This is a genomic window from Kurthia sp. YJT4, from assembly GCF_030219945.1.
GTDB lineage: Bacteria > Bacillota > Bacilli > Bacillales_A > Planococcaceae > Kurthia > Kurthia gibsonii.
In genome coordinates this window covers 3,029,223-3,052,117 of sequence record NZ_CP126689.1, presented here as the reverse complement: position 1 = coordinate 3,052,117, position 22,895 = coordinate 3,029,223, and the positions used below count along the sequence as shown (strand labels likewise).

General features: G+C 34.9%; 22 protein-coding genes. 17 read left to right on the top strand and 5 right to left on the bottom strand.

The window, feature by feature from the left end; genetic code table 11:
• Nucleotides 1-5: 5 nt before the first annotated feature.
• Nucleotides 6-629 carry an NUDIX hydrolase gene (locus QN089_RS15295; protein WP_285215644.1) on the top strand — a complete coding sequence of 208 codons (624 nt, stop codon included), beginning with the start codon at nt 6-8 and terminating at the stop codon, nt 627-629.
• Nucleotides 630-668: 39 nt separating this feature from the next.
• On the opposite strand, the gene QN089_RS15290 is transcribed toward QN089_RS15295, so the two are convergent.
• Nucleotides 669-1,217 carry an ECF transporter S component gene (locus tag QN089_RS15290; RefSeq protein WP_285215643.1) on the bottom strand — a complete coding sequence of 183 codons (549 nt, stop codon included), beginning with the start codon at nt 1,215-1,217 and terminating at the stop codon, nt 669-671.
• Nucleotides 1,218-1,447: 230 nt separating this feature from the next.
• Between QN089_RS15290 and QN089_RS15285 the strand changes: the two genes are divergently transcribed.
• From QN089_RS15285 to QN089_RS15245, 9 genes are all read left to right on the top strand, one after another.
• Nucleotides 1,448-1,621, top strand: coding sequence for a hypothetical protein (locus QN089_RS15285; RefSeq protein ID WP_156422387.1), 174 nt, complete (start codon nt 1,448-1,450; stop codon nt 1,619-1,621).
• A gap of 70 nt (nt 1,622-1,691) precedes the next feature.
• Nucleotides 1,692-3,380 carry an FAD-dependent oxidoreductase gene (locus tag QN089_RS15280; RefSeq protein ID WP_285215642.1) on the top strand — a complete coding sequence of 563 codons (1,689 nt, stop codon included), beginning with the start codon at nt 1,692-1,694 and terminating at the stop codon, nt 3,378-3,380.
• Between the two features lie 139 nt (nt 3,381-3,519).
• The gene (locus tag QN089_RS15275) at nt 3,520-4,332 is read left to right on the top strand and encodes an alpha/beta fold hydrolase (RefSeq protein ID WP_285215641.1); all 813 of its coding nucleotides are present in this window, start codon (nt 3,520-3,522) and stop codon (nt 4,330-4,332) included.
• Nucleotides 4,329-5,291 (top strand): sensor domain-containing diguanylate cyclase, encoded by a 963-nt coding sequence (locus QN089_RS15270; RefSeq protein WP_068457051.1) that lies wholly within the window; start codon nt 4,329-4,331, stop codon nt 5,289-5,291. The genes QN089_RS15275 and QN089_RS15270 overlap by 4 nt, the downstream gene beginning before the upstream one ends.
• Before the next feature lie 35 nt (nt 5,292-5,326).
• Complete coding sequence (locus QN089_RS15265; RefSeq protein ID WP_121176106.1) at nt 5,327-5,548, top strand: DUF2829 domain-containing protein; 222 nt, start codon at nt 5,327-5,329, stop codon at nt 5,546-5,548.
• 55 nt (nt 5,549-5,603) lie between these two features.
• The gene (locus QN089_RS15260; protein WP_285215640.1) at nt 5,604-6,350 is read left to right on the top strand and encodes a 3-oxoacyl-ACP reductase; all 747 of its coding nucleotides are present in this window, start codon (nt 5,604-5,606) and stop codon (nt 6,348-6,350) included.
• A 130-nt stretch (nt 6,351-6,480) separates the two neighbouring features.
• Nucleotides 6,481-6,987: a QueT transporter family protein gene (locus tag QN089_RS15255; protein WP_068457058.1), complete on the top strand. Its 507-nt coding sequence runs from the start codon at nt 6,481-6,483 to the stop codon at nt 6,985-6,987.
• Nucleotides 6,988-7,227: 240 nt separating this feature from the next.
• Complete coding sequence (locus QN089_RS15250; protein WP_285215639.1) at nt 7,228-9,924, top strand: ATP-binding protein; 2,697 nt, start codon at nt 7,228-7,230, stop codon at nt 9,922-9,924.
• Entirely contained in the window at nt 9,924-10,757 is an 834-nt protein-coding gene (locus QN089_RS15245; protein ID WP_285216443.1) for a CheR family methyltransferase, read from the top strand. Before QN089_RS15250 ends, QN089_RS15245 begins: the two co-directional genes overlap by 1 nt.
• A gap of 22 nt (nt 10,758-10,779) precedes the next feature.
• On the opposite strand, the gene QN089_RS15240 is transcribed toward QN089_RS15245, so the two are convergent.
• The 3 genes from QN089_RS15240 to QN089_RS15230 all read right to left on the bottom strand — a co-directional run bounded on the left by QN089_RS15240 (nt 10,780) and on the right by QN089_RS15230 (nt 14,148).
• Entirely contained in the window at nt 10,780-11,907 is a 1,128-nt protein-coding gene (locus QN089_RS15240) for a SpoIIE family protein phosphatase (RefSeq protein ID WP_087682005.1), read from the bottom strand.
• 157 nt (nt 11,908-12,064) lie between these two features.
• Nucleotides 12,065-12,823 (bottom strand): peptidoglycan editing factor PgeF, encoded by a 759-nt coding sequence (gene pgeF / locus QN089_RS15235; protein ID WP_285215638.1) that lies wholly within the window; start codon nt 12,821-12,823, stop codon nt 12,065-12,067.
• A 134-nt stretch (nt 12,824-12,957) separates the two neighbouring features.
• The gene (locus QN089_RS15230) at nt 12,958-14,148 is read right to left on the bottom strand and encodes a coenzyme F420-0:L-glutamate ligase (protein WP_068457077.1); all 1,191 of its coding nucleotides are present in this window, start codon (nt 14,146-14,148) and stop codon (nt 12,958-12,960) included.
• Between the two features lie 110 nt (nt 14,149-14,258).
• Here QN089_RS15230 and QN089_RS15225 point away from each other — a divergent pair, with 110 nt between their 5' ends.
• From QN089_RS15225 to QN089_RS15195, 7 genes are all read left to right on the top strand, one after another.
• Nucleotides 14,259-15,140 (top strand): LysR family transcriptional regulator, encoded by an 882-nt coding sequence (locus QN089_RS15225; protein ID WP_068457080.1) that lies wholly within the window; start codon nt 14,259-14,261, stop codon nt 15,138-15,140.
• A gap of 20 nt (nt 15,141-15,160) precedes the next feature.
• On the top strand, nt 15,161-16,603 hold the full coding sequence (locus QN089_RS15220; RefSeq protein ID WP_411258029.1) for a DEAD/DEAH box helicase: 1,443 nt from the start codon (nt 15,161-15,163) through the stop codon (nt 16,601-16,603).
• Nucleotides 16,604-16,841: 238 nt separating this feature from the next.
• The gene (locus QN089_RS15215; protein ID WP_068457086.1) at nt 16,842-17,807 is read left to right on the top strand and encodes an ABC transporter substrate-binding protein; all 966 of its coding nucleotides are present in this window, start codon (nt 16,842-16,844) and stop codon (nt 17,805-17,807) included.
• Nucleotides 17,808-17,816: 9 nt separating this feature from the next.
• On the top strand, nt 17,817-18,803 hold the full coding sequence (locus tag QN089_RS15210) for a FecCD family ABC transporter permease (protein WP_068457089.1): 987 nt from the start codon (nt 17,817-17,819) through the stop codon (nt 18,801-18,803).
• 2 nt (nt 18,804-18,805) lie between these two features.
• Nucleotides 18,806-19,591, top strand: coding sequence for an ABC transporter ATP-binding protein (locus tag QN089_RS15205; protein WP_087682001.1), 786 nt, complete (start codon nt 18,806-18,808; stop codon nt 19,589-19,591).
• A gap of 4 nt (nt 19,592-19,595) precedes the next feature.
• Nucleotides 19,596-20,090 (top strand): HugZ family pyridoxamine 5'-phosphate oxidase, encoded by a 495-nt coding sequence (locus QN089_RS15200; RefSeq protein ID WP_285215637.1) that lies wholly within the window; start codon nt 19,596-19,598, stop codon nt 20,088-20,090.
• Between the two features lie 111 nt (nt 20,091-20,201).
• A complete protein-coding gene (locus QN089_RS15195) occupies nt 20,202-20,552 on the top strand; it encodes a hypothetical protein (protein WP_068457098.1) in 351 nt (116 codons plus the stop codon).
• Nucleotides 20,553-20,687: 135 nt separating this feature from the next.
• Here the strand turns inward: QN089_RS15195 and QN089_RS15190 are convergent, their stop codons facing one another.
• Nucleotides 20,688-22,643, bottom strand: a complete 1,956-nt coding sequence (locus tag QN089_RS15190) for a methyl-accepting chemotaxis protein (RefSeq protein WP_285215636.1) — start codon at nt 22,641-22,643, stop codon at nt 20,688-20,690.
• Between the last annotated feature and the right edge of the window lie 252 nt (nt 22,644-22,895).

The window sequence follows — 22,895 nt, the reverse complement described above, 5'->3', positions numbered from 1 at the left end:
GTGAAATGGAATTAGAACGTATTCGACAGCAATTGCGTAAACCACAGCCGCTTTTTATTGGTGAAGAACAAGCCTTCCGTTCTGCTGTTATTATTCCGTTGATTCAAAAAGAAGATGGGTGGCATATATTATTTGAAGTGCGTTCTGTCACAATGCGTAAGCAGCCGGGAGATATTAGTTTCCCAGGTGGAAAAATTGATGATACAGATGCTTCTATAAAGGATGCCGCGATTCGAGAAACTGAAGAAGAGTTGGGTGTTCGAAGAGAAGATATTCAAATCTTACAAGAGCTAAGTCCTCTTATCATGTCGCCTTCTTTTGTCGTCTATCCTGTTGTTGCAGTAATTCCGGATGAGTCACATTATAGATTGAATCCAGATGAGGTAGGTTCAACTTTTACGATACCAGTAGATTGGCTATTAAGTCATGAAGCCTATCGTCATTATGTTCCGGTCAAACTTCAGCCAAAAGATGATTTTCCATATGATAAAATTGCGCGTGGACGAGATTATAAATGGCGTTCTCGCGATATGGAAGAATGGTTTTATGAGTATGAGGGGCATACGGTATGGGGCTTAACAGCACGTATATTACGCTATGTGATTGAACAATTGAAAAAAGACGCATAAAAAAACAGGCGACGCATATTGAGCGAAGCCTGTTTTTCATTATGATCGGAACATCGGCATTTTTTTAAGTACAGCTACTACTGGAATCGCTACAAGTAAGCCAATACCATTTTGTAATAAGTTACCTGGAATCGATGTAGCTGGTGCAATCCAGTTACCGAATAGAATACCTTCACATAAATAGTAACCTGCTAACATAACAGGTACAGAAGCTAGAATACCGAAAATGTTGAATGGGATACTACGACCATTACGGCCAGCATAGAAAGCAATAGAGCCAACAATATAGGCTTGTAATCCACGTGTTACGAATGTGAACGGAGCCCATAATGTCCAACCTGAGAATAAATCGAATAGTCCCATTCCTACAGCGCCAATAATCATCCCTTTTTTCGGTCCGAATAATAGCGTTGTAATGAATAACATCGCTGTACCTAAGTGGACGAGTCCACCATTAATTGAGATTGGTAAACGAATGTTTAAAAATAATGTTGCAACAAAAACAAGTGCAATACACATCGCTGTAATAATTAAGTCATATGTATGAGAGCGCGGACGAGCGTTTGTATTCGATAATGTTTTTTGCATAGTAACCACCCCTTTGGTTCAATTTGTACTCTTACATTAGCAAACACACTGACTGTTTAAAAGTGCCAGAATTAATATATTTAAAGTGGTCAGAAAATTTATAAAATGGTAGTTTGTCATAAATTTGATTTATTCGATAAATTGTCATTTAATACGAGCTGAATTGCTTCATATCTACCGATAAATACGCTATAGTATGAAAATAATCTGAACGAAAAGAGGCGTTTACAATGGCGAAATTGTCATTAGAAAATATTGAGTTAATGTTAGAGGATGCAAAGGATATGTTATCTGTTCTAGAAGCACCTGGTGAAATTGACGAAGGCACAAAAGAATTAATTGAACTAACAAAAGAGCAAATTGCTGAATTGGAAGAAATGAGAAAAGAACTAATCGAAAAGTAGTGATATTCCTTGTTTAATTACCTATAGGGGTATATGATATAGGTATAAACAAATGAGGAGGATATATTCAATGAAGGTATTAGTTGTTGGTGGCGTAGCAGGCGGAGCTTCTACAGCTGCTCGTATTCGTAGATTAGACGAACAAGCAGAGGTAATCATGTTTGAAAAAGGCCCGCATGTCTCTTTTTCAAACTGTTCTTTACCATTTTACTTAAGTGGAATTGTTCCAACAAGTAAAAAATTAATTATGATGAGTCCTGAAAAATTTAAAAAACAATATAATTTAGATGCACGTGTGAATCAAGAAGTGATTGCGATTCATAGGGACCGCAAAACAATTGAAGTGAAACATGTTGTTACAGGTGAAGTCTATGAAGAAGCATATGATATTTTACTATTATCACCGGGTGCAAAACCGACGTTACCTCCTATTGAAGGAATCCATTCTTCGCATGTATTTACGATTCGAAATGTAGCAGATATTGAGAGATTACAAACTTATATTCAGATGAATAATGTACAGGATATTGCGGTTATTGGCGGTGGCTTTATTGGTGTTGAAGTGGCTGAAAATTTACGTGAAGCGAAAAAATCAGTGACATTAATTCAGCGTGGTGCACAAATTATGGATCCATATGATGAAGATATGGTGCAAATTATGCAAAAAGAATTGCTCGATCATGGCGTGAATTTGGAATTGCGTGCAGCGATTGAAAAAATTGAAACAGCGCATGTGTTACTTGCAAACGGTAAAAAGATTGCAGCAGAAGTAGTTGTAGTTGCAGCAGGTGCGAAACCTGAAACTGATTTAGCGATACAAGCTGGGTTAGATTTAGGTGTAACAGGTGGTATTAAAGTAAATACGAATTATCAAACGAATGATCCTTCGATTTATGCTGTAGGCGATGCAATTGAAGTGTACGATCAAATTCTACATCGTCCAACACGTCTTGCTTTAGCTGGTCCAGCACAAAAACAAGCACGTGCAGCCGCAGACCATATGTATGGTATTACAAACCGCCAACGTGGTGTAATTGGTTCATCGAGTATTCAAGTTTTTGATTACAACTGTGCAGCGACAGGTATTAATGAACGCACAGCTAAAATGGCTGGTATCGAAGTGGACTCTGTTTACGTGATTGCACTAGATAAAGTGGGATTAATGCCTTCAAGTAATCCACTTCATTTTAAATTAGTTTATGAAGTGCCAACAGGCAAAATTTTAGGTGCACAAGCGATTGGTAAAGGGAATGCAGATAAAAGAATTGACGTAATCGCTACGATGATTACAATGGGCGGTACGATTGAGGATTTAAAAGATTTGGAACTATCTTATTCACCAATGTATAGTACAGCAAAAGATGTTGTGAATATGGCAGCTCTTGTCGCAACGAATGTATTGTATGGACGTTTTAAACAGATTCATGTATCGGAAGTACGTGATTTATATGAACAAGGTGCTTTCTTTTTAGATGTACGTGAAAAAAATGAGTTTGAAAATGGACAGATTAAGGGAGCATTAAATGTTCCTTTAAGTGAACTACGTGAACGTATGAATGAAATTCCAAAAGACCGACCAATCTATGTTCATTGTCGTTCGGCACAACGTAGTTATAATGCTGTGATGGCACTTCAAAACAGCGGATTCACACAAGTTTATAATGTATCCGGCTCATTCTTAGGAATCTGTTTGTATGAATATGTACAAGATACATTACAACAGCGAGAACCGATTGTAACAGCATATAATTTTAAATAATGCACAAAGCGAGGGGCTAACCTTCGCTTTTCTTTATGTTCTAGAACATACTCGTTTATTTCATTTTTGGAAATTCATGATAAGATAGAAAGAATAGTCTTATCGTTTTAAAAAGAAAATAAGATAGATAAAGAGGTGGATGAAGATGGATATTTTACAGCGTAATAATGTCAACGTGGTTGGAAATGGCGACCAGACAATCATTTGTGCACATGGTTTTGGTTGTGAACAAAGCATGTGGCAATATATCACACCTGCATTTGCAGAAAAATATCGCTTAGTTTTATTTGATTATGTAGGTGCGGGAGGTTCTGATTTACAGGCCTATCATAAGGAAAAATATAGTACATTACATGGTTATAAACAAGATATTATCGACATTATGGATGAGATGAATTTAGAAAAAGTCATCTTTTTAGGGCATTCGATCAGTTCGATGATTGGTATGCTTGTAGCAATCGAGCGACCAGAACTATTTGAGAAAATGATCATGATTGGACCTTCGCCATGTTATTTGAATAAAGAAGATTTTAATGGTGGTTTTGAAGAAAGTGATGTCCATGAACTGTTAGAGATGATGGAGATGAACTTTTCAGGATGGGCGAGTTATATGGCGCCTGTTGGAATGGGAGAAGAAGCTGCACCTCAGATGACAGAAGATCTTGAAAAGGTTTTTGTTTCAACAAATCCTAAAATCGCACGTGAGTTTGCGGAAGTCACATTCTTTTCAGATTATCGCGAACAATTACCACAATTGCAAACGAATACGTTAATTTTACAATGCGCAGAAGATAGTATCGTTCCAAAATATGTAGGTGATTATTTACATCAGTCAATTCCGAATAGCCAATTAGTTGTTATGAATGCAAAAGGTCATTATCCACATATTAGTCATGCTTCAGAAACAGCTGCGATTATTGCAGACTTCATTGAGAGTGACTTGGCAATATGATGAATCGTTTTGAACATTCTCCATGCGGTTATATGCAGCTAAGTTTAGATGGTGAAATTTTAAATCTAAATGAGACAATGGCGAAATGGTTGAAGATGGATAAGCAACAACTACTTCATCAATCCATTGAAAAAGTATTATCGAAAGTAAGTATGATGATGTTCTATTCTTATTTTTATCCAAAAATCTCAATTCAAGGGCATGTTGAAGAGATGCTGCTGACATTAAAAACAGCTGAAGGTACAAGTGATTCATATGTATTAAATGCTAAAAAATTCGAAGAAAAAACACCTATTATTGATTGCGTGTTTATGCGAATTAATCGTCGAGTCGATCATGAAAAAGAATTGAGAAATGTACAGTATGCTCTACAAGATGCATTAAAACAAAATCAAATTGCAGTAGAAGCATTAGAAAAAATTAACCAGCAAATTGAAGAGCAAAAAGCAAAATTAGAACAGATGAATTTGGAGTTGTCACAAATATCTCATGTGGATGCTTTAACAGGTGCTTATAATCGACGTTATCTAAATGAACGTATGGAAGAGATTATGCAAGAGAAGGTGCTATTATCTGTGATTATGGTAGATATTGATCACTTTAAAAAGGTAAACGACACGTATGGACATTTAACAGGTGATGTTGTCTTAACAAAGTTATCGAAGTGCTTAAGTAATACATTAGGTGATAAAGGGATTGTAACGCGCTATGGTGGAGAAGAGTTTGCGTTATTATTACCTTTAATTGATGCAGATGAAGCACTAGAAATTGCACAGTTTTTAAATCGTGAAGTAGGAAACCAAGAATTTGAAGTTGTAGACCATATTACAATTAGTTTAGGTGTATCAACACGTACAGAAGAGGACACGATTACAACACTGTTTAAAAGAGCAGATGATGCGCTATACTATGTTAAAAATAATGGGCGCAATCAGGCAGTTCATGCAAATCAATTATGATAAAATGAAGCTATGTTAGAAAAGGAAGTGTATGTATGACATTCGAAGAAGTATTACCAAAACTGAAAAATGGCGAAAAAGTAATTCGTGACGGTTGGAGCGGTCCAGAACTATATGTAAAATTAGTAGAGGCTTCTCAATTCGATGGAGAAAACTTAAATCCATATTTTTTAATTAATGTAGAAGGCGAAGGTTACACGATGTTCCAACCGACAGTGTGTGACATTTTAGCCGAAGATTGGTCAATTGTAGAATAACAATAAGCTGCGCTCTAATTTTAGAGCCAGCTTCTTTTCATATGGAGGAATATAGATGAATTTTAATCAAAAAGTAGTTTTTGTAACAGGTGCAAATTCAGGAATCGGAGCTGCACAAGTAGCTTTATTTTTAGAAAAAGGCGCTTATGTATATGGTTTTGACTTAGAAGATACACAGATGAAACAGATGAAAAGCTTATTTCCAAAACAGTTTGCCTATAGCGTAGGCGATGTATCGAATAAGTTTCATGTGAAACAATCTGTGAAACATGCGCTCGAAACATTTCATACGATTCATATTTTACTAAATACTGCAGGTGTATTAGATGGTTATGCGAAAACCTTAGATACAGATGAGGAGCTTTGGGATCGAATTATGAATACGAATGTCAAAGGAACGTATTTTGTAACGAATGAAGTATTGCCGATTATGTTAGAGCAGAAAAAAGGTGCCATCATCAATATGGCTTCCATTGCAGGGCTTGTAGCTGGCGGAGGAGGAGCAGCTTATACTGCTTCAAAACATGCGATTGTCGGTTACACGAAACAAGTAGACCAAGATTATTGCAGAGAAGGAATTCGCGTGAATGCGATTGCACCAGGAGCTATTCATACACCGATGAATGCAGCTGATTTTGAGGGAGATGGTGAAATGGCAAAATGGGTAGCAGAACAGACACCAGCTGGAAGATGGGCAAAGCCAGAAGAAGTAGCGAGTCTAACAAGTTATCTTGCAAGCGATGACGCCGATTATATTCACGGCGCAGTTATTCCAATTGATGGGGGCTGGATAGCCAAATAAGAATTTGTTATAATAATTCGGTAAGCAAAATGCTTACACTACGGCACTTCAGATCGGGTGAAAACTCGCTTCCTTTGGTCGTAGTTATTACTGGACTACTTAAATAGTAGTACCACAAAGGAGAAGAAAAATGAATAATACGTCGATTACAAAAAGCTCAACAAGTATTTCTGAGCTGTCGAAAACAGCACTGGTTGCCTCATTATATGTGGTCGTAACCGTTTTTTTAGCTGTCATTAGTTTTGGTGCCATCCAATTACGTTTATCGGAGATGCTAAATTATTTAGCGCTGTATCATAAACGTTATGTCATAGGTGTCACAGTAGGTGTAATCATCGCTAATTTTGCCTCACCCACTTGGTTCTTAGATGTACCGATTGGTGGAGTTGCGACATTTGTTGTGTTAATGATTTGTCGCTATGCAACGCGAAATATGCAAAATATGAAATTAAAAATGGTTATTACGGCACTTATTTTCGCTGCCTCTATGTTTACTGTAGCATTGCAATTATATGTATTAGCAGATTTACCATTCTGGGAAACATGGTTGTTTGTTGGAATTGGTGAGTTATTATCAATGACAGTAGGCGGAATTACCATTTATTTAATTAGTAAACGAATTAATTTATATAAATAATGAAATGCTTAAATTACGTGCATAATCTGTGCGTAATTTTTTTATTACGATAAACAGGTTTTATGGTCTAATAAAATATAAATAAATGTATTATAAAATATAAGAAAGACTTATTGTTCGTTGTCTTAGGTAATGTAGATAATAAATAAAATAGCAGTGGATTATATGATAATAAAGAAATCTTTTTATTATTAATTTGCTATAATAAAAAATCATTAAAAGTGGAGGAGGAAGTGAGAGGTGGCTAAACGAAAAAGCAGTATCCGCTTAAAAGTAACTTTAGGTTATATCGTGATTATCGTTTGTGTTTTACTATCATCTATTCTCATTTTAGAGAAAGTCACTGTTTTAAACGGTAAAAGAAGTGATGTCACGAATCGCAATTTAGAAGTGCATCAAATGATTAACACAGTAGAACAATCGATTATTCAAATTGAAAAAAAGCAGAATAGCTATATCTTAACAGGTAAAAAAGAATACCTAAGTGAATACGCAGAGCAACGCATGAATGTGTTTAATGATTTAGCAAACCTACAAGATGCTGTACAAGACCAATCAAACGAAAAAATGCTCACTTTAGATTTGGAAAAGAGAGTAAACAAATGGACAAAACTCGTAGTTGAACCATCTCTCAAAATAAGAGAAGAAAAAGGCGAACCCGCAGCGACAGCTTTTTTACAACAAAAAATAGAAAACAATGAAGTACCGAGTATTAATCGAACGATTAATCGTTTACGTCAGGAGCAAAATGCACTACTAAATGACGAGACAAAAAATTTAGAACAAACAAGTATTCAATTAATGTGGGTATTATTTATTGCGATTTTATCAATTATGTTAGTCGGTCTATTTGTTTCAAATTATGTTTCAAAAAATATTATTCAAGCGATTCAAAATGTAAAAAAAACGATTCAAAATATTCGCCAAAAAGGTGGCGATTTAAAAGAACGTATTGATATTATATCGCGAGATGAAGTAAGGGATTTAACGATTGAAACAAATCAATTATTAGATCAACTTGAAGAAAAAGAATGGGTTCAAAATAATGTGAATCATATTATTTATGCATATCAAGGAGTCAATGATATCCATACATTAGCCGATGTTATCTTATCTGAAATATCGCAAGTTATTCATGCAGTACATAGCGTTTTTTATTTGCGTGAAGAACAGGATAACGATATATTGTATGTAAAAAAAGGTGCTTTTGCTGAGAATAATTTGGATATTGGGAGAGACTCATTTAAATTAGGTGAAGGATTAATCGGCCAAGTAGCAAAAGATGGGTATATGTATAAAATGGCTGTAAGTCCAGAAAATACACATATCATTTCGACTAGTTTAATAGATACAGCACCTAGGACGCTATTATTAATGCCTGTCTATTTTAACCGTCAAGTAATTGCAATTTTAGAGTTTGCAACGCTTGATACTTTTGAAGAAAAGCATATTCAACTATTAAATAAAGTAAATGAAACACTCGGAATATCGATTGATAGTGTAAAACACATGATGCATATTGAGTCGCTATTATCAGATTCTAATCGCTTAACAGAGGAATTGCAGGTTCAATCTGAAGAATTGCAAACACAATCTGAAGAATTGCAAACACAGTCTGAGGAGTTACAAGCACAGACGAATGAATTATCGACAATGAATGATAGTTTAGCAATTCGTACAAAAGAAGCGGAAGCAAGAACGCGTGAGTTAGCACTTGCAAATCGAGATATCGAGACACAGGCGAGGGAAATTGCTCAGGGTGCAAAATATAAATCGGAATTTTTAGCGAATATGTCACATGAGTTAAGAACGCCACTTAATAGTATCTTATTGTTATCAGAAATGCTGACAGACCAAGAAAATAGTCATTTATCAGATGAAGAAAAAGAGTTTGCGAAAGTCATTCATTCTTCAGGACAGGACTTATTAGAGCTTATTAATGATATTTTAGATTTATCTAAAATTGAAACGGGTAAAGTGAATATTGAGTTTTCCGATGTAAATATTAGTGAGTTACCAACAATTTTAAAAGCAAATTTTGCGCATTTTGCTAAACAAAAAGATTTAACTTATCATATTGAAATCTTAGGAGAAATACCAAAACTATTCTTTACAGATGAATTAAGATTGCGTCAAATATTGAAAAACTTTTTATCTAATGCTTTTAAGTTTACAGAACAAGGGAAAGTAGAAGTTCGTATTCAAAGCGCGGCGTTAATTACAGAAGAAATGCAGAAAGTAAGCGACGATTGGCTTGAGATTGCTGTTGAGGATACAGGCATTGGTATTCCGAAAGAAAAACATAGTATTATTTTTGAATCGTTCCACCAAGTAGACGGTGCAACAGTACGTAAATATGGTGGTACAGGTTTAGGGTTGGCTATTTCAAAAGAATACGCTAAATTATTAGGTGGATTTATTCAAGTAGAATCTGAAGAAGGTATTGGAAGTACGTTCACACTGTATTTACCTAATATGAGGCAATGCCAAGAGAATATAGAGGCTATGCAAGGGAGCTTGGCAGTTCAACCCGAAGAAAAAGTGAATATCTTTCAAGGTAAAAAAATCTTAATGATTGATGATGACCGACGTAACATATATTCCATGCGAACACTTTTAGAAAGTAAAGGGGCGATTGTTACATCAGGAGAAAGTGGATTAGAATGCTTACAAAAATTACAATACAATACTGATTATGATGCCGTATTAATGGATATTATGATGCCAAGGATGAATGGATATGAAGTAATTCAAATCATACGAGAACAAATGAACTTAGACTTACCAATTATAGCTATAACAGCAAAAGCAATGGAAATTGACCGCGATCAGTGTATGAAGGTAGGTGCATCTGATTATATTAGTAAGCCTCTTAATATGGAACAGTTACTAAGTATCCTACGTGTCTGGCTGACTAAAGAGGTGAAGGTCAAGTGATTCATGAACGCGAAACAATTGAAGTAGAATTGTTGCTCCAAGCCATTCATCAATTAACAGGCTATGATTTCAGAGATTATAGTCGACCATCTATTATGAGAAGAATTCATCATCGAATGAAAATGAATCAAATGGATTCCGTTTCGATTTTACAAAATGAAGTTTTTACGAACGAAGAAATGCTTCATCAATTATTACAGGACTTTTCAATTAATGTGACAGAAATGTTCCGCAATCCTTTATTTTTTAAATATATTCGTGAAGAAATTCTACCAATATTTAAAGAATTATCTGAGATTCGAATTTGGCATGCAGGTTGTTCCACAGGAGAAGAAGCTTTTTCGATGGCTATTTTATTAAAAGAAGCAGGACTCCTAGAGAAATCTAAAATTTATGCGACAGATATGAATGAAGAAGTATTAAAGATTGCAAAAGAAGGTAAAATTCCTTTAAGTAAGATGAAAAACTATACGAAAAACTATCAATTGTCTGGTGGAAAGCAATCCTTTTCACAATATTATACGACAGATGAAGAATATGCTTATCTACAAGAAGATTTAGTAAAATCAATTAGTTTTATGCAACATAATCTAGTGACAGATCAATCATTTAATGAATTTCATATGATTCTCTGTCGAAATGTATTGATTTACTTTAATATAGGTTTACAAAATAAAGTGCAAAAAATCTTCTTTGATAGTCTAAGTACAGGTGGTATTTTAGGGTTGGGGCATCGAGAAACACTTCAGTTTACAGATGTCTGCAAATTTTATGAAACAAAATCAACTGAACATCAAATTTATAAAAAGAAAGAGATACGTTATGATGAGTAAACCATCATAATGCATCTCTTTTTTATCCTTGAATTAAAATCACACACATATCATCTGTTTGATTAAGTTGTTGGTCAGGTGGAAGTAGTTCGTCTATTACGGTATTTGGACAAATCCAATGGTGTGAACAATGCGCTTTAATTTTTTCTTCCGCAATATATTCATCTGCATGAATCGCTTCTAATACACCGTCTGTAAATAACACAATTTGAAAATCATTTTCATAATGAACTTTATCTTTAATAGCACATAACTTATCAAAAAAACCAACAGCCATTGTGTTAGATGATAGTGGTTGAACTGTTTTTTCATCTAATGTAAGGTAACCTGCTGGATGACCTGCATTAATGTATTCAATCGTTTTTTCTTTTGTATCAATTACTAAGTAAATTCCTGTAAAATAGTAAGGTATACCATTATCAGTTTCACTATGTAAAATCGACATATAGCGGTTTAGTTCGGTCATAACAGCTACTGGCTCAACAATATTGTTAATTGTTTCACGGAGAACAGAAGATATATACATACAAATAAGTGAAGATGAAATCCCATGCCCCATCATATCAAGTAAGATAATCGCGTAACGATTTTCGTCTAGTCGATACCAATAATATAAATCCCCTGAAAGGTTGGAAGAAGGGCAATAAGATACATCGATTTTTAATTGTTCATTCTCGAAGGGTGTACTTAATAAATTCTGTTGTACTTTGGAAGCAAGGTTTAATTCAATTTGAATTTTTTTATCATGTTCTGTATGCCAATCTAATTCTTTTTTAAGTCGTAATGCTACGCGAATACGCGCGAGTAATTCAGTTTTGTTAAGTGGTTTTGAAATATAGTCACTGCCACCTATATCCAGTGCTTCGACTAATTTCTTTTTATCTTCTAATGCGGTAACGAATATAATCTGAACATTTTTAGCGTGATTCATAGCTTTGATTTGTCTACAAGCTTCTAAGCCATCCATCTCCGGCATCATAATGTCGAGTAAAATTAAATCGACATTTTTAGCATGTGCAGGTGTACGCATATAAGTTAGTAAATCTTTTGAAGAATTAAGTGGAATACAATCTTCATATCCCGAACTTTTTAATAGTTTTTCTAATGTGAATAGATTAATTAAATTGTCATCAACTAATAAAATACTCATAGATTATACGACCTTTCACTTGAATAATACATATATTATACTAAATTTCTAAAAAATACTAAAATCATTTTTAGAACAAATTTTCTATGTGATGTTTCACATGAAACATCTTTATACAAAAAAAGTTGTTCTAAAAATAGAACAACACATAAATGCATTACCTTCTATAAATAAAAGTTAAATGTCGTCCATCTTGCTTACATTGTCGATAAGAAAAGCCTTCAATCGAATCAAATGTACATGTAGGATCTATTTGTATATTATCACTTGGTACACCTGATAATTCAAATTGTGTTTTTACAACGAGTTGGTTATCAATATGATATTTGGAAGTACCTTCATTAAAATAGATAAAATCATTCGTATAGCCTAAAGCTTTAAAACGAATATATACATCTTCGTCTACTTCGAAATGATGTTGGCTGAGTGCTGTACCAATATGAACTTGTAAATTTTCAGGGTTAAGTCGTTCTCGATTTTTCAGGAAATCCATTACACGTAAACTAATTTCTTTTACAGTACCTTGCCATCCTGAATGAATCACACCAATCAACCCAGATGTAGGGTCATAAAATGTTACAGGAACGCAATCGGCTGTAAAAGTACACAGAACCAAGTCTTTTTCAAATGTGTATAAAGCATCTGTGTTTGGAATGGCAGTATCTGCATCTGTAGAACCACGACCTAAATCATCTCTTGTTACTTTATATAAGTTAGCACTATGTGTTTGGTTTGCGCAAATTAGTTGCTCTAATTCCACTCCTAGTTCGTCAGCTAAAGCACGTCGATTATTTAGAACAGCTGTAGCTTCTTGGCAACAATGCAGGGCTAGATTATAGGCTTCTGGTTCAGTTTCATCTTTTAATGTAATACCTGATACGATTTCGTCATCTTGACGAATATATTGGATTTTCATGCAATCACCTCTTTTAAATTACTGTATGATATTTAAGTCCGAAAATCAAAAGACAGGGGTTTAGACTATTTATACTCTACCCCAATTTATAAAAAAGAGGCTAGGGATTTCCCTAGCCTCTCATAAATAAATGATTATTTTGTGTAATTATCGAAGTAACCTTGGATGTAAATCATTGGTGTTCCTTTATCACCAGAACCCGAAGTTAAATCTGATAGAGAACCGATTAAATCAGTTAAACGACGAGGTGTAGTACCTTGGGCAGCCATATTACCTGTTAAATCTTCATCTTTATTATTGATGTAGTTTTTAATTGCAGCATCTAATTCATCACCGCGTAAATCAGCGAAATCATTATCAGCTAAATATTTTAATTTTACTTCGTTCGGTGTACCATCAAGACCTGCTGTGTAAGCTGGTGATACAACAGGATCAGCTAGTTCCCAAATTTGACCTACAGGATCTTTGAAAGCACCGTCCCCGTAAACCATTACTTCAATTGTCTTACCTGTTTTCTCTTTTAATGTTGCTTGGATACCATCAACGATTGGTTGGCAGTTACGTGGGAATAATTTTACGCTATCTTCTGTTGATTTGTTTGAACCCAGAAGACCGTATGCTTCGTTGAATCCACTACCGTTTACTGATTGATTTAAAATATCGTCAAGTGAGTAAACTTTTTCTGCACCAGCAGTTTTTAAAATACGTTTTGTACGTTGACGTGAGTGGATATCACAAGTTAAAACGTTCTTTGTATAGTCTAAGATTGCTTTTGGATTGTTAGAGAAAATAACTTCTACCTCAACACCATATTCTTGAACTAATGATTTATAGTACTCGATATAATCAACACCAGTGAATGGGTGTGTGTTTGCGCCGAAGTGTTCACGGAATTCTGTTTCTGAAAGTGTATCAGTCCAAGGGTTCACACCTTTTTCATCTAATGCATCTAGGCTTACTAAGTGGTTACCTACTTCATCTGATGGGTAGCTTAACATTAAAACAGCTTTTTTAATGCCCTTTGCGATACCACGTAAGCAAATTGCAAAACGATTACGACTTAGAATTGGGAAGATAATACCAACTGTGTCATCTCCAAATTTTGCTGATACATCTTCAGCGATTGCGTCAACTGAAGCATAGTTACCTTGTGCACGTGCAACAACTGATTCTGTTACAGTTACAACATCGCGATCTTGAATTTCAAAACCTTCTACTTCTGATGCAGTTAATACAGCATCTACAACGATTTGTGCGATATCGTCACCTTCATTAATAATCGGACCACGAAGTCCACGTACAACAGTTCCTACTACTCGTTCCAAAATAATCTCTCCTCAATAATTATGTATTATATATGATATAAATAACTATACTTTGCTTCTATATATAAGTAAAATTAATATAAGAAATAGCACGTATAAGGAGAGGTTATATGGTTGTCAAACTAGACTACTATCGCATATTTTCACATGTGGGTCGTGCAGAGAGTTTTTCAAAAGCAGCCAAAACTTTATATATGACACAACCTGCCATTAGTCAGGCCATTTCTCAATTGGAGCGCGAATTGAATTGTCGTTTATTTAATCGCACACCAAAGGGCGTTACACTAACAAGTGAAGGCGAGATTTTATATGCGCATATTAAATCAGCACTTGCTTTAATTGAAGTGGGTGAAAATAAATTGTTAGAATTAAAATATTTAACAGTGGGAGAATTAAAAATAGGAGTAAGTGATACGATTTCTAAGCATTATCTCTTACCTTATTTAGAAGATTTTCGAAATCGTTATCCGAATATCCATTTTAAAATGGTGAATGGTACAACGATTGAGTTAACACAACAAGTAAAGTCTGGTGCTGTTGATTTAGCAGTGTGTAACTTACCCATTCATGAAGAACAACTTGCAGTTACAGCACTAAAAGAAATTCATGATATTTTTGTCTGTGGGGAGAAATACAAACCACTTATAAAATATCCACTAAAGCTCGAACAACTAAAAAATTTACCACTCATTATGCTTGAGCGCTCAGCAAATTCGCGAAAATATGTAGAGAACTTTTTAAAAGTACAGGGAACCTTGATTGAACCAGAACTCGAACTTGGTTCACACGATTTACTCGTGGAATTTGCTAAGAGTAATTTAGGAATTGCCTGTGTAACAAAAGAGTTTGCACTCGAAGAGTTAGAGAGAGGTCGTTTATTTGAGATGACACTTGAACATGATATTCCACCACGTTCTATCGGTGTTTGTCATTTGAAGAATGTTCCTCTAACTCCTGCTTCCACACGTTTTTTCGAAATGCTTGTTAAATAATGAGTAAGAGAGGAATTTACATGCATTCATTTTCACATTATATTCAAGATTCAAAAGTTTTACAGGCCATTGAGGATTTAGGTTATAAAAAACCAACACCGATTCAAGAGAAAGTGCTACCAATTGTACAATCAAAACAAGATGTCATTGCAAAGTCTAAAACAGGTAGCGGAAAAACAGCTGCTTTTGCGATTCCACTAATTGAACAAATGAATTGGGAGGAGAACAAACCGCAAGTACTTGTGCTTGTTCCCACACGTGAATTAGCTGTACAAGTAAAAGAAGATTTTACGAATATCGGTCGTTATAAACGCATTAAAGCAGTAGCTGTATATGGTCGCCAACCGATTCGATTCCAAATGACTGCACTCCGCCAAAAAACACACGTTGTTGTTGGAACACCGGGGCGTATTATGGATCATATTGAGCGCGGAACACTTCATTTAGATCAACTGACAACACTTGTTATTGATGAAGCAGATGAATTATTGCACATGGGATTCATCGATCAGGTTGAAAAAATCATTAAGAAGTTACCAACAAAGCGTCAAACACTACTTTTCTCTGCAACATATGCAGATGAGATTAAACGTTTAGCTGAGAAATATATGAAAACACCTGTCTTTATTGAACATGAAGCGAAAGAGCAAGAGAAAACGGCGATTCGTCAACAACGTATTCAAGTGAAAGCAGAAGATAAAATACGTGTGTTACGTGATGTCACAGTCGTCCAAAATCCAGATAGTTGTATCATCTTTTGTAATACGAAAGAGCAAGTGCGTTCTGTATGTGATCAATTAGAAAAAGCACACTATAGTGTGGACATGCTACATGGTGGAATGACACAAGATGACCGATTAGCTGTCATGAAAGATTTTAGAAAAGGCGACTTCCGTTACTTAGTTGCAACAGATGTCGCAGCACGTGGTATTGATATTGAAGGAATCTCACTTGTAGTTCAATATGATGTACCATTTGAAAAAGAGAGTTATGTCCATCGTATGGGACGTACAGGACGCGCAGGTCAACAAGGTACAGCGATTCTATTATCTAGTCCGAATGAAAAGCGTTACGTACAAGAGATTGAAGAGTATATTGAGAAAACCATTCCAGTTGAAAAAGCACCGACTACTGAAGAAGTAGCTGAAAACCAAGCTGCCTTTGAAGAAAAGATGAATACACGACCAGAACGTAAAGTGATGAAGAGTGAGCAATTGAATGCACACATTACGAAATTGTACTTTAATGGTGGTAAAAAGAAGAAAATTCGCGCAGTTGATTTTGTAGGAACCATTGCAAAAATTGACGGTGTGACAGCCGATGATATTGGCATTATTACAATTGAAGATGCATGTAGTTTTGTTGAGATTTTAAATGGCAAAGGAACACTCGTTTTAAAAGAAATGCAAAATCGTACAGTTAAAAATAAAAAATTAAAAGTACACGTTGCGAAAAAAGCATAATTTACACATCATTCATTCCGTATTGATTACGTGAATGAATGATTTTTTTATGTGATTTTGCATATGTGAGAAAAAATAGGATACAGTAGGCAATTGTTATATGAAAAAAAGCATGTAGAAACGCTGAATTTATAGATTTTTAGAAAAAAAACGAGAGTTGTCAGTGTGAAAATGGTTTGTTATATTGCTTATTGATAATGATAATTATTTTCAATTAAAATAAATGGAGGAAATAAAAATGAAAAAAGGTTTATATAGTGCATTACTTTTATCAACAGCATTATTACTTGGTGCATGTGGTAATGCAGAAGATACAAGTTCAGGTTCAAAAGTAGAACAAACAACAAAAGATCAAACAGCTACAGCAAATTCTGCACAAACAAATGAAGCAGTGGATAAATTGGTTCAAGTATTTCCACAAAAGGAGATGAAAAATGTTGTAACGACATCGGTTACGCTTGCCGAAATGTTACATATTCTTGATGTAACACCTATTGGTCTTCCTACAACAACACATCAGCTTCCAAAAGAGTTTGAAACGATTGAAAAAGTAGGTTCTCCTGTTGAACCAGACGTTGAAAAGATTGTTAGTTTAAAACCGGATATAGTAATCGGTCCGATTTCAGTACATACAAGTTTAGAGAAGAAATTAAAGCAAACTAATGTTGCATCAGCTTATCTACCAACTGATTCGTATGAAGATTTAAAGAATGATTTAACAGCACTCTCAATTGTTCTTAAAAAAGAACAGCTCGCAACAAGTTATTTAAATGAACTTGAGAAAAAAGAACAAAAAATAATCCAATCTTTAGATGTAAAAGATCGAAAAGTTATGATTCTCTTTGGAACAGGTGAATCATTCATGCTCATGAATACAAACACATATGTTGGCAGCCTCGTAAATACGATGGGTGCACAAAATATGATTACAAAGGTAAGTAAATCAAAAGAAGCCTACGTACCACTTAGTATGGAAAATGTTATTGCAACAAATCCGGATGTTATCTTACTTGTATCACATGGAGATGCGACAGTCGCTTTAAAACAATTTAAAGATGAAGTAAAAAAGAATGGTGCATGGAATCAGCTGACAGCATTTAAAGAAGATCGTGTGCAGGCACTAGATTATAGTGTTTTTGGTTACGCTTCAATTGAAAAAGCACCCCAAGCACTCGAAGAACTACAAAAGATTTTAGCAAAGTAGGTTGGAAGAATGAACATAAAAATAAGTCCATCCACACGCATTGCCTCTACTAGTATTTTGTTGCTCATTTTTGTAGTCATTTCAATTGGCATGGGAAGTGTTTATATTTCGCCTCTTGAAACGATTCAAACTATTTTTACACGAAGTGAGGAAATGGCAACAACGATTATTTGGGATTTACGAATTCCACGTGTTGCAGTGGCAGCGATTGTCGGAGTCAATCTAGCTTTATCAGGAGCATTACTTCAAGCTGTTATGCGAAATCCACTTGCAGACCCAGGTTTAACAGGTGTCTCGAGTGGTGCATCTGTTACCGTTTTAGCTATTATGCTCGTATTTCCAAACTTTACGTCTTTCGTTCCCATTGTAGCCATGATTGGTGGAACCATTGCAGTGGCGATTGTTTATGCCCTTGCATGGAAAAAGAATACGATTTCACCTGTTCGTATTATTTTAGCTGGTGTTGCAGTTAATGCGATTTTCGGAGGGATTACAGGACTACTTTCGATTTTATATAGTGATCGTCTACCTGCTGCTTTGCAGTGGATGAATGGTAGCCTCGGTGGTAAAGGTATGGGGGATGTAGCAGTTCTGTTACCGTATTCCATGATTGGTTGGGTTCTTGCATTATTTTGTATTCGTTCTGCTAATTTACTGTCACTGGGTGAAAAAGTAGCTAGTAATTTAGGAGAAAATACAAACCGTATTCGAATTTTATTATCTTTAGTTGCCGTATACCTTGCAGCTGTCTCAGTATCTATTGTCGGTCTACTCGGTTTTGTTGGATTAGTTGTACCCCATATGGCTCGTTTAATTGTCGGTACGAATTATCGTTTTGTTATCCCGATGAGTATGGTACTTGGAGCAGTTGTTTTAGTGATTGCTGATACAATTGGTCGCACATTATTCGCACCACTCGACTTACCAGCAGGAATCATTATGGCAATGGTAGGTGGACCATACTTCTTATATCTCATGCGAAAAGGAGATGTATAAAGATGTTAAAAGTTGAACATTTACATTTATCAATCAATCAAAACGCCATACTTCATGATATTCAGTTTGAAATAAAAGAAGGGGAGATTGTTTCAATCATTGGTCCGAATGGTTCTGGAAAATCAACCATTCTAAAAGCAATTTCACAAATGATTCCTATTGATGAACAGGTTGTATTTTTACAAGGGGAAGACCTATATCATGTTAGGTCAAAAGAGCGCTCTAAAAGAATGAGTGTTCTTTTTCAGTCGAATGAAGCACCACATGATTTAACTGTACAACAGCTAGTCGAATATGGTCGTACACCACATAAAAAGTGGTTTCAGACATTGAATATAGAAGACGAGGAAATTATTGATTGGGCAATTGAGCAAACAGGATTAGAAGATTTTAGACATCGCTTTGTATCCTCTCTTTCAGGTGGAGAAGCACAGCGAGCATGGATTGCGATGTCGCTCGCACAGCGACCTAAAATTCTACTTCTAGACGAACCCACTACTTATTTAGATATCGCACATCAATTACAATTACTCGAACTTATCCATCGTGTGAATCGTGATTTTGGCATGACCATCGTGATGGTTTTACACGATTTAAATCAAGCGAGCCTATATAGTGATCGTGTATGTATGATTCAAAAAGGAAAAATCGTGAAGTATGGAACATCAGAAGAAGTAATGACACGAGAGTTAATACGCCAAGTTTATCATGTGGACTGCGATATTAATGCTCACTTTAAACATGGTCGCCCAAGAATTCAGTGGATTGGAATTGCAGAAGGAGATTAAACATATGAAAAAAGAAATAGATTTAGCTGAACAGCAGCAAGCATATCAAACATTTTTACAAACACAAAAAACAGTCATGATTAGCAGTATAACAGCAGAAGGATTACCTTTAATTAGCTATGCGCCTTATATTTTGAATGAGGGGAAGTTATACATCTATATTAGTCGTATATCAGATCACCACGCTTCTATTCAACAAAGTGAGTGTATTCAAGCTATGTTAATAGCAGATGAAGTGCATTCACCTAATTTATTCGCACGAGAACGATTACGTTTTGTATGTAGACCTCGATTAGTGGAAGAACATACACATGAAGTAGTTTTTCAACAGTTTGAAGAAAAGTTTAAGAAGCCAATGATTGACCTTTTACGTGGCTTAGATTTTTCACTTTTTGAGTTAACACCATTGGAAGGGCGATATGTAGTTGGTTTTGGAAAAGCTTTTGATGTTAATTTGCTTGAGAATACCATCTCACATGTAGTCATCGATAAAAAGTAAGAGAAGCAGACACTTAGACGATAGGTGTCTGTTTTCTTTATTTACATTTCAAAATAAATTTGTTATTATTCTTATAAGATAACTAGGTTATTAAAACGGAGGCTGATTAAAATGAATACAAATCACTTTTTTAGAACAACTATGGCAACATCTTATACGGCACGAAAGTTTTTCAAAAAAGTTGTACACGATGCATATTTGCAATTACAACAATGGGACTCAGAAGTTGTATTAGAAGCAGAAGCATGGCGTTTATACACGGTTAAAATACAATATCGTGGACAGTCTTATCAAGTTGCCTTTACTAAAAGTGAAATTGATATTTTACAGCAAGAATCTCCGTATGCACTTGATCAAGCAATTTGGTTACATCTTATTCAGCAAGGTCTAGTCATTCAACCGTTCGAAGGGAATTACTTATCAAAAGTTTTAACTTCTTCAATTCAAAGAAAAATCTCATAAGAGACAGGCTGGAATAAAACATTTCACTTACCTTTTTTAGCGTTCACAACGAAAAACTGGAACCGCGCTACAGCGCGATTCCAGTTTTTTTATGCTCATATGGGATAGTGTTTTTGCACTTATGTCCTAGTCTGTTTAATTTGGTAATTTAAATTTTTGAATACTTTGTTGTAATTCTTCAGCTAAGTGTTGTAATTCTTGTGCAGTACGTTCCATACTTACCATTGAAGACAGAGATTCTTCAGTAGAAGCAGATACTTCTTCTAATGCAGCTGCATTTTCAGTTGCTGCATCAATTAATACTTGTGAACCACTTGTCATCGTTGAAATAGTTGCTGCAATTTCTTGTGAAACAGCAGAAACATTTTCCATGCGTGGTGTAATACTTTGCATATTTTTAACGATTACATCAAATTTCTCAGCTGTATTTTCAACCACTTTTGTTCCATCTTGCACATGATGAAGAGCAGATTCCATAATTTTCACTGTTTCGCCCGTATCATCTTGAACTGTCTGAATCAATGTTTCAATTTGTCCTGCAGATTGTTGTGAGCTTTCAGCAAGTTTACGAACTTCTTCAGCTACAACAGCAAAACCTTTCCCATGTTCCCCAGCACGTGCTGCTTCAATTGAAGCATTTAATGCAAGTAAATTTGTTTGGTCAGCAATTGAGCGTATCATTTCTAAAATTGAATTGATTTCTTTTGTACGATCATAAAGTGAACGGACTTTTAAATCTGTTTCATTTACAGCCGATTGAATACTTTCCATCTTTTCAACAGTCTCTTGGATTGATTGTCCGCCTTCAAGAGCTTGTTGGTTTGCTGTTTGTGATAATTCCGTTACTTGACTAGTATCTGAAGCCATATCTTGGATACCATCAGAAACTTCACCAAGAGCTTGGTTAGATTGGGCCATTTGGTTTGTTTGACGTTCATTATTAATCGTTACTTGTTGCATTGCAGCAGTAATTTGCTGTGAGCTTGCCATATTTTCGCTTGTACTTGCAGAAAGTAAGTCAGAAGACTCGCGAATGGTATTAGCATTATCTTTTAAATTAGATATTAAAGCTGTTAAATGAATTTTCATCTTTTCGAATGCTTCAGCTAATTGACCTACTTCATCTTTACCAGAAACCGTAATTTCAGTTGTTAAATCACCTTCACTGATTGTTAAAGCACTATCACGTAATTTTTTAATTGGCGAAATAATTGAACGAATGATGAAGAAAATTAAGACACCGCCTAATACAAGAGATCCTACTATGATATACACAATATTCATCCATGTTTTACCGGCTTGGGCGATTGCTTCAGACACATAAGTTGTACTTACAATTTTCCAATTAGATAAGTTATTTGTTTTAACTGTTAAGATGCGATCTTGTAATTCTTCAGTTTGGTCACCATCTTTAGATACGAGTGTTTGTACTTCTTTTTCGACAGGTTTACCGAGTTCTTTTGTTGGGTGTGTAATATAATTACCTTGTTGGTCTACAATTGCTGCAAATCCTTTTTTACCAATCTTTACTTCATTGGCAATGGCTTGGAACGAGTCAATTGACATATCAATGCCGACAACACCAGCATTATTCGGTAATTGCTTCGAAATGGTAATGACTAATTTATTATCGATTGCCGATATGTATGGGTTTGAAATCGAATAGTCTTCTTCTTTTAAAGCACCGATATACCATGGACGCTCTAGTGGATTATAATCTTTTGGGTAAACTAGATAAGGCATACGAATCATATCGCCTTTTGTTGTACCTACGTAAGCAATCGATACATCATTATGCCCTTCAACATATTCATTTAATACTGTACGTACTTCAGAGTTTTTATCCATTTTTAGTGGTAAATCTGAAATGCGTTTTGCTAAATAATTCACATCATCTATTTTGCTTTGCAGTGTGTTTGTAATATTTGCATTAAGCATTTCAGAGCTGGAATGTGCATAATCTGTATTTTTGTCTTCAACGAGCGACTTGATGTTTTGGAAAGCTACAGTACTAATAATCATACTTGGAATGATTAAAATTGCCAAAAATGAGACAATTAATTTTGTGCGCAAGCGCATATTTTTTAACATTTTTCTAAAACCCTTCTTTCAATAGAATGCATATATTTAGTATCGGACTAAAATATACATTATAAATAAAAAATGATGAATTCAAGTCATAATAAAAGAAAATTAACATTTTATAGTGTTTTTTAGTAAAAAAACTAATATTTTGTATAGGTTAATTAATGATTAGAAGTGTGATAAATATACTAAAATAAAATTAATGGAATTAAAGGTATTAAATGTAATTTTGATGTAAAAAAACAGCTTACAAAATAA

Coding starts and splice junctions, on each gene's coding strand:
- QN089_RS15240 (WP_087682005.1), bottom strand. CDS start 11,907: ATGAGTATTTTATTAGTTGATGACAATTTAATTAATCTATTCACATTA.
- QN089_RS15215 (WP_068457086.1), top strand. CDS start 16,842: ATGAAAAAAGGTTTATATAGTGCATTACTTTTATCAACAGCATTATTA.
- QN089_RS15290 (WP_285215643.1), bottom strand. CDS start 1,217: ATGCAAAAAACATTATCGAATACAAACGCTCGTCCGCGCTCTCATACA.
- QN089_RS15210 (WP_068457089.1), top strand. CDS start 17,817: ATGAACATAAAAATAAGTCCATCCACACGCATTGCCTCTACTAGTATT.
- QN089_RS15200 (WP_285215637.1), top strand. CDS start 19,596: ATGAAAAAAGAAATAGATTTAGCTGAACAGCAGCAAGCATATCAAACA.
- QN089_RS15260 (WP_285215640.1), top strand. CDS start 5,604: ATGAATTTTAATCAAAAAGTAGTTTTTGTAACAGGTGCAAATTCAGGA.
- QN089_RS15205 (WP_087682001.1), top strand. CDS start 18,806: ATGTTAAAAGTTGAACATTTACATTTATCAATCAATCAAAACGCCATA.
- QN089_RS15285 (WP_156422387.1), top strand. CDS start 1,448: ATGGCGAAATTGTCATTAGAAAATATTGAGTTAATGTTAGAGGATGCA.
- QN089_RS15195 (WP_068457098.1), top strand. CDS start 20,202: ATGAATACAAATCACTTTTTTAGAACAACTATGGCAACATCTTATACG.
- pgeF (WP_285215638.1), bottom strand. CDS start 12,823: ATGAAAATCCAATATATTCGTCAAGATGACGAAATCGTATCAGGTATT.
- QN089_RS15280 (WP_285215642.1), top strand. CDS start 1,692: ATGAAGGTATTAGTTGTTGGTGGCGTAGCAGGCGGAGCTTCTACAGCT.
- QN089_RS15255 (WP_068457058.1), top strand. CDS start 6,481: ATGAATAATACGTCGATTACAAAAAGCTCAACAAGTATTTCTGAGCTG.
- QN089_RS15270 (WP_068457051.1), top strand. CDS start 4,329: ATGATGAATCGTTTTGAACATTCTCCATGCGGTTATATGCAGCTAAGT.
- QN089_RS15190 (WP_285215636.1), bottom strand. CDS start 22,643: ATGTTAAAAAATATGCGCTTGCGCACAAAATTAATTGTCTCATTTTTG.
- QN089_RS15275 (WP_285215641.1), top strand. CDS start 3,520: ATGAAGATGGATATTTTACAGCGTAATAATGTCAACGTGGTTGGAAAT.
- QN089_RS15225 (WP_068457080.1), top strand. CDS start 14,259: ATGGTTGTCAAACTAGACTACTATCGCATATTTTCACATGTGGGTCGT.
- QN089_RS15295 (WP_285215644.1), top strand. CDS start 6: ATGGAATTAGAACGTATTCGACAGCAATTGCGTAAACCACAGCCGCTT.
- QN089_RS15220 (WP_411258029.1), top strand. CDS start 15,161: ATGCATTCATTTTCACATTATATTCAAGATTCAAAAGTTTTACAGGCC.
- QN089_RS15265 (WP_121176106.1), top strand. CDS start 5,327: ATGACATTCGAAGAAGTATTACCAAAACTGAAAAATGGCGAAAAAGTA.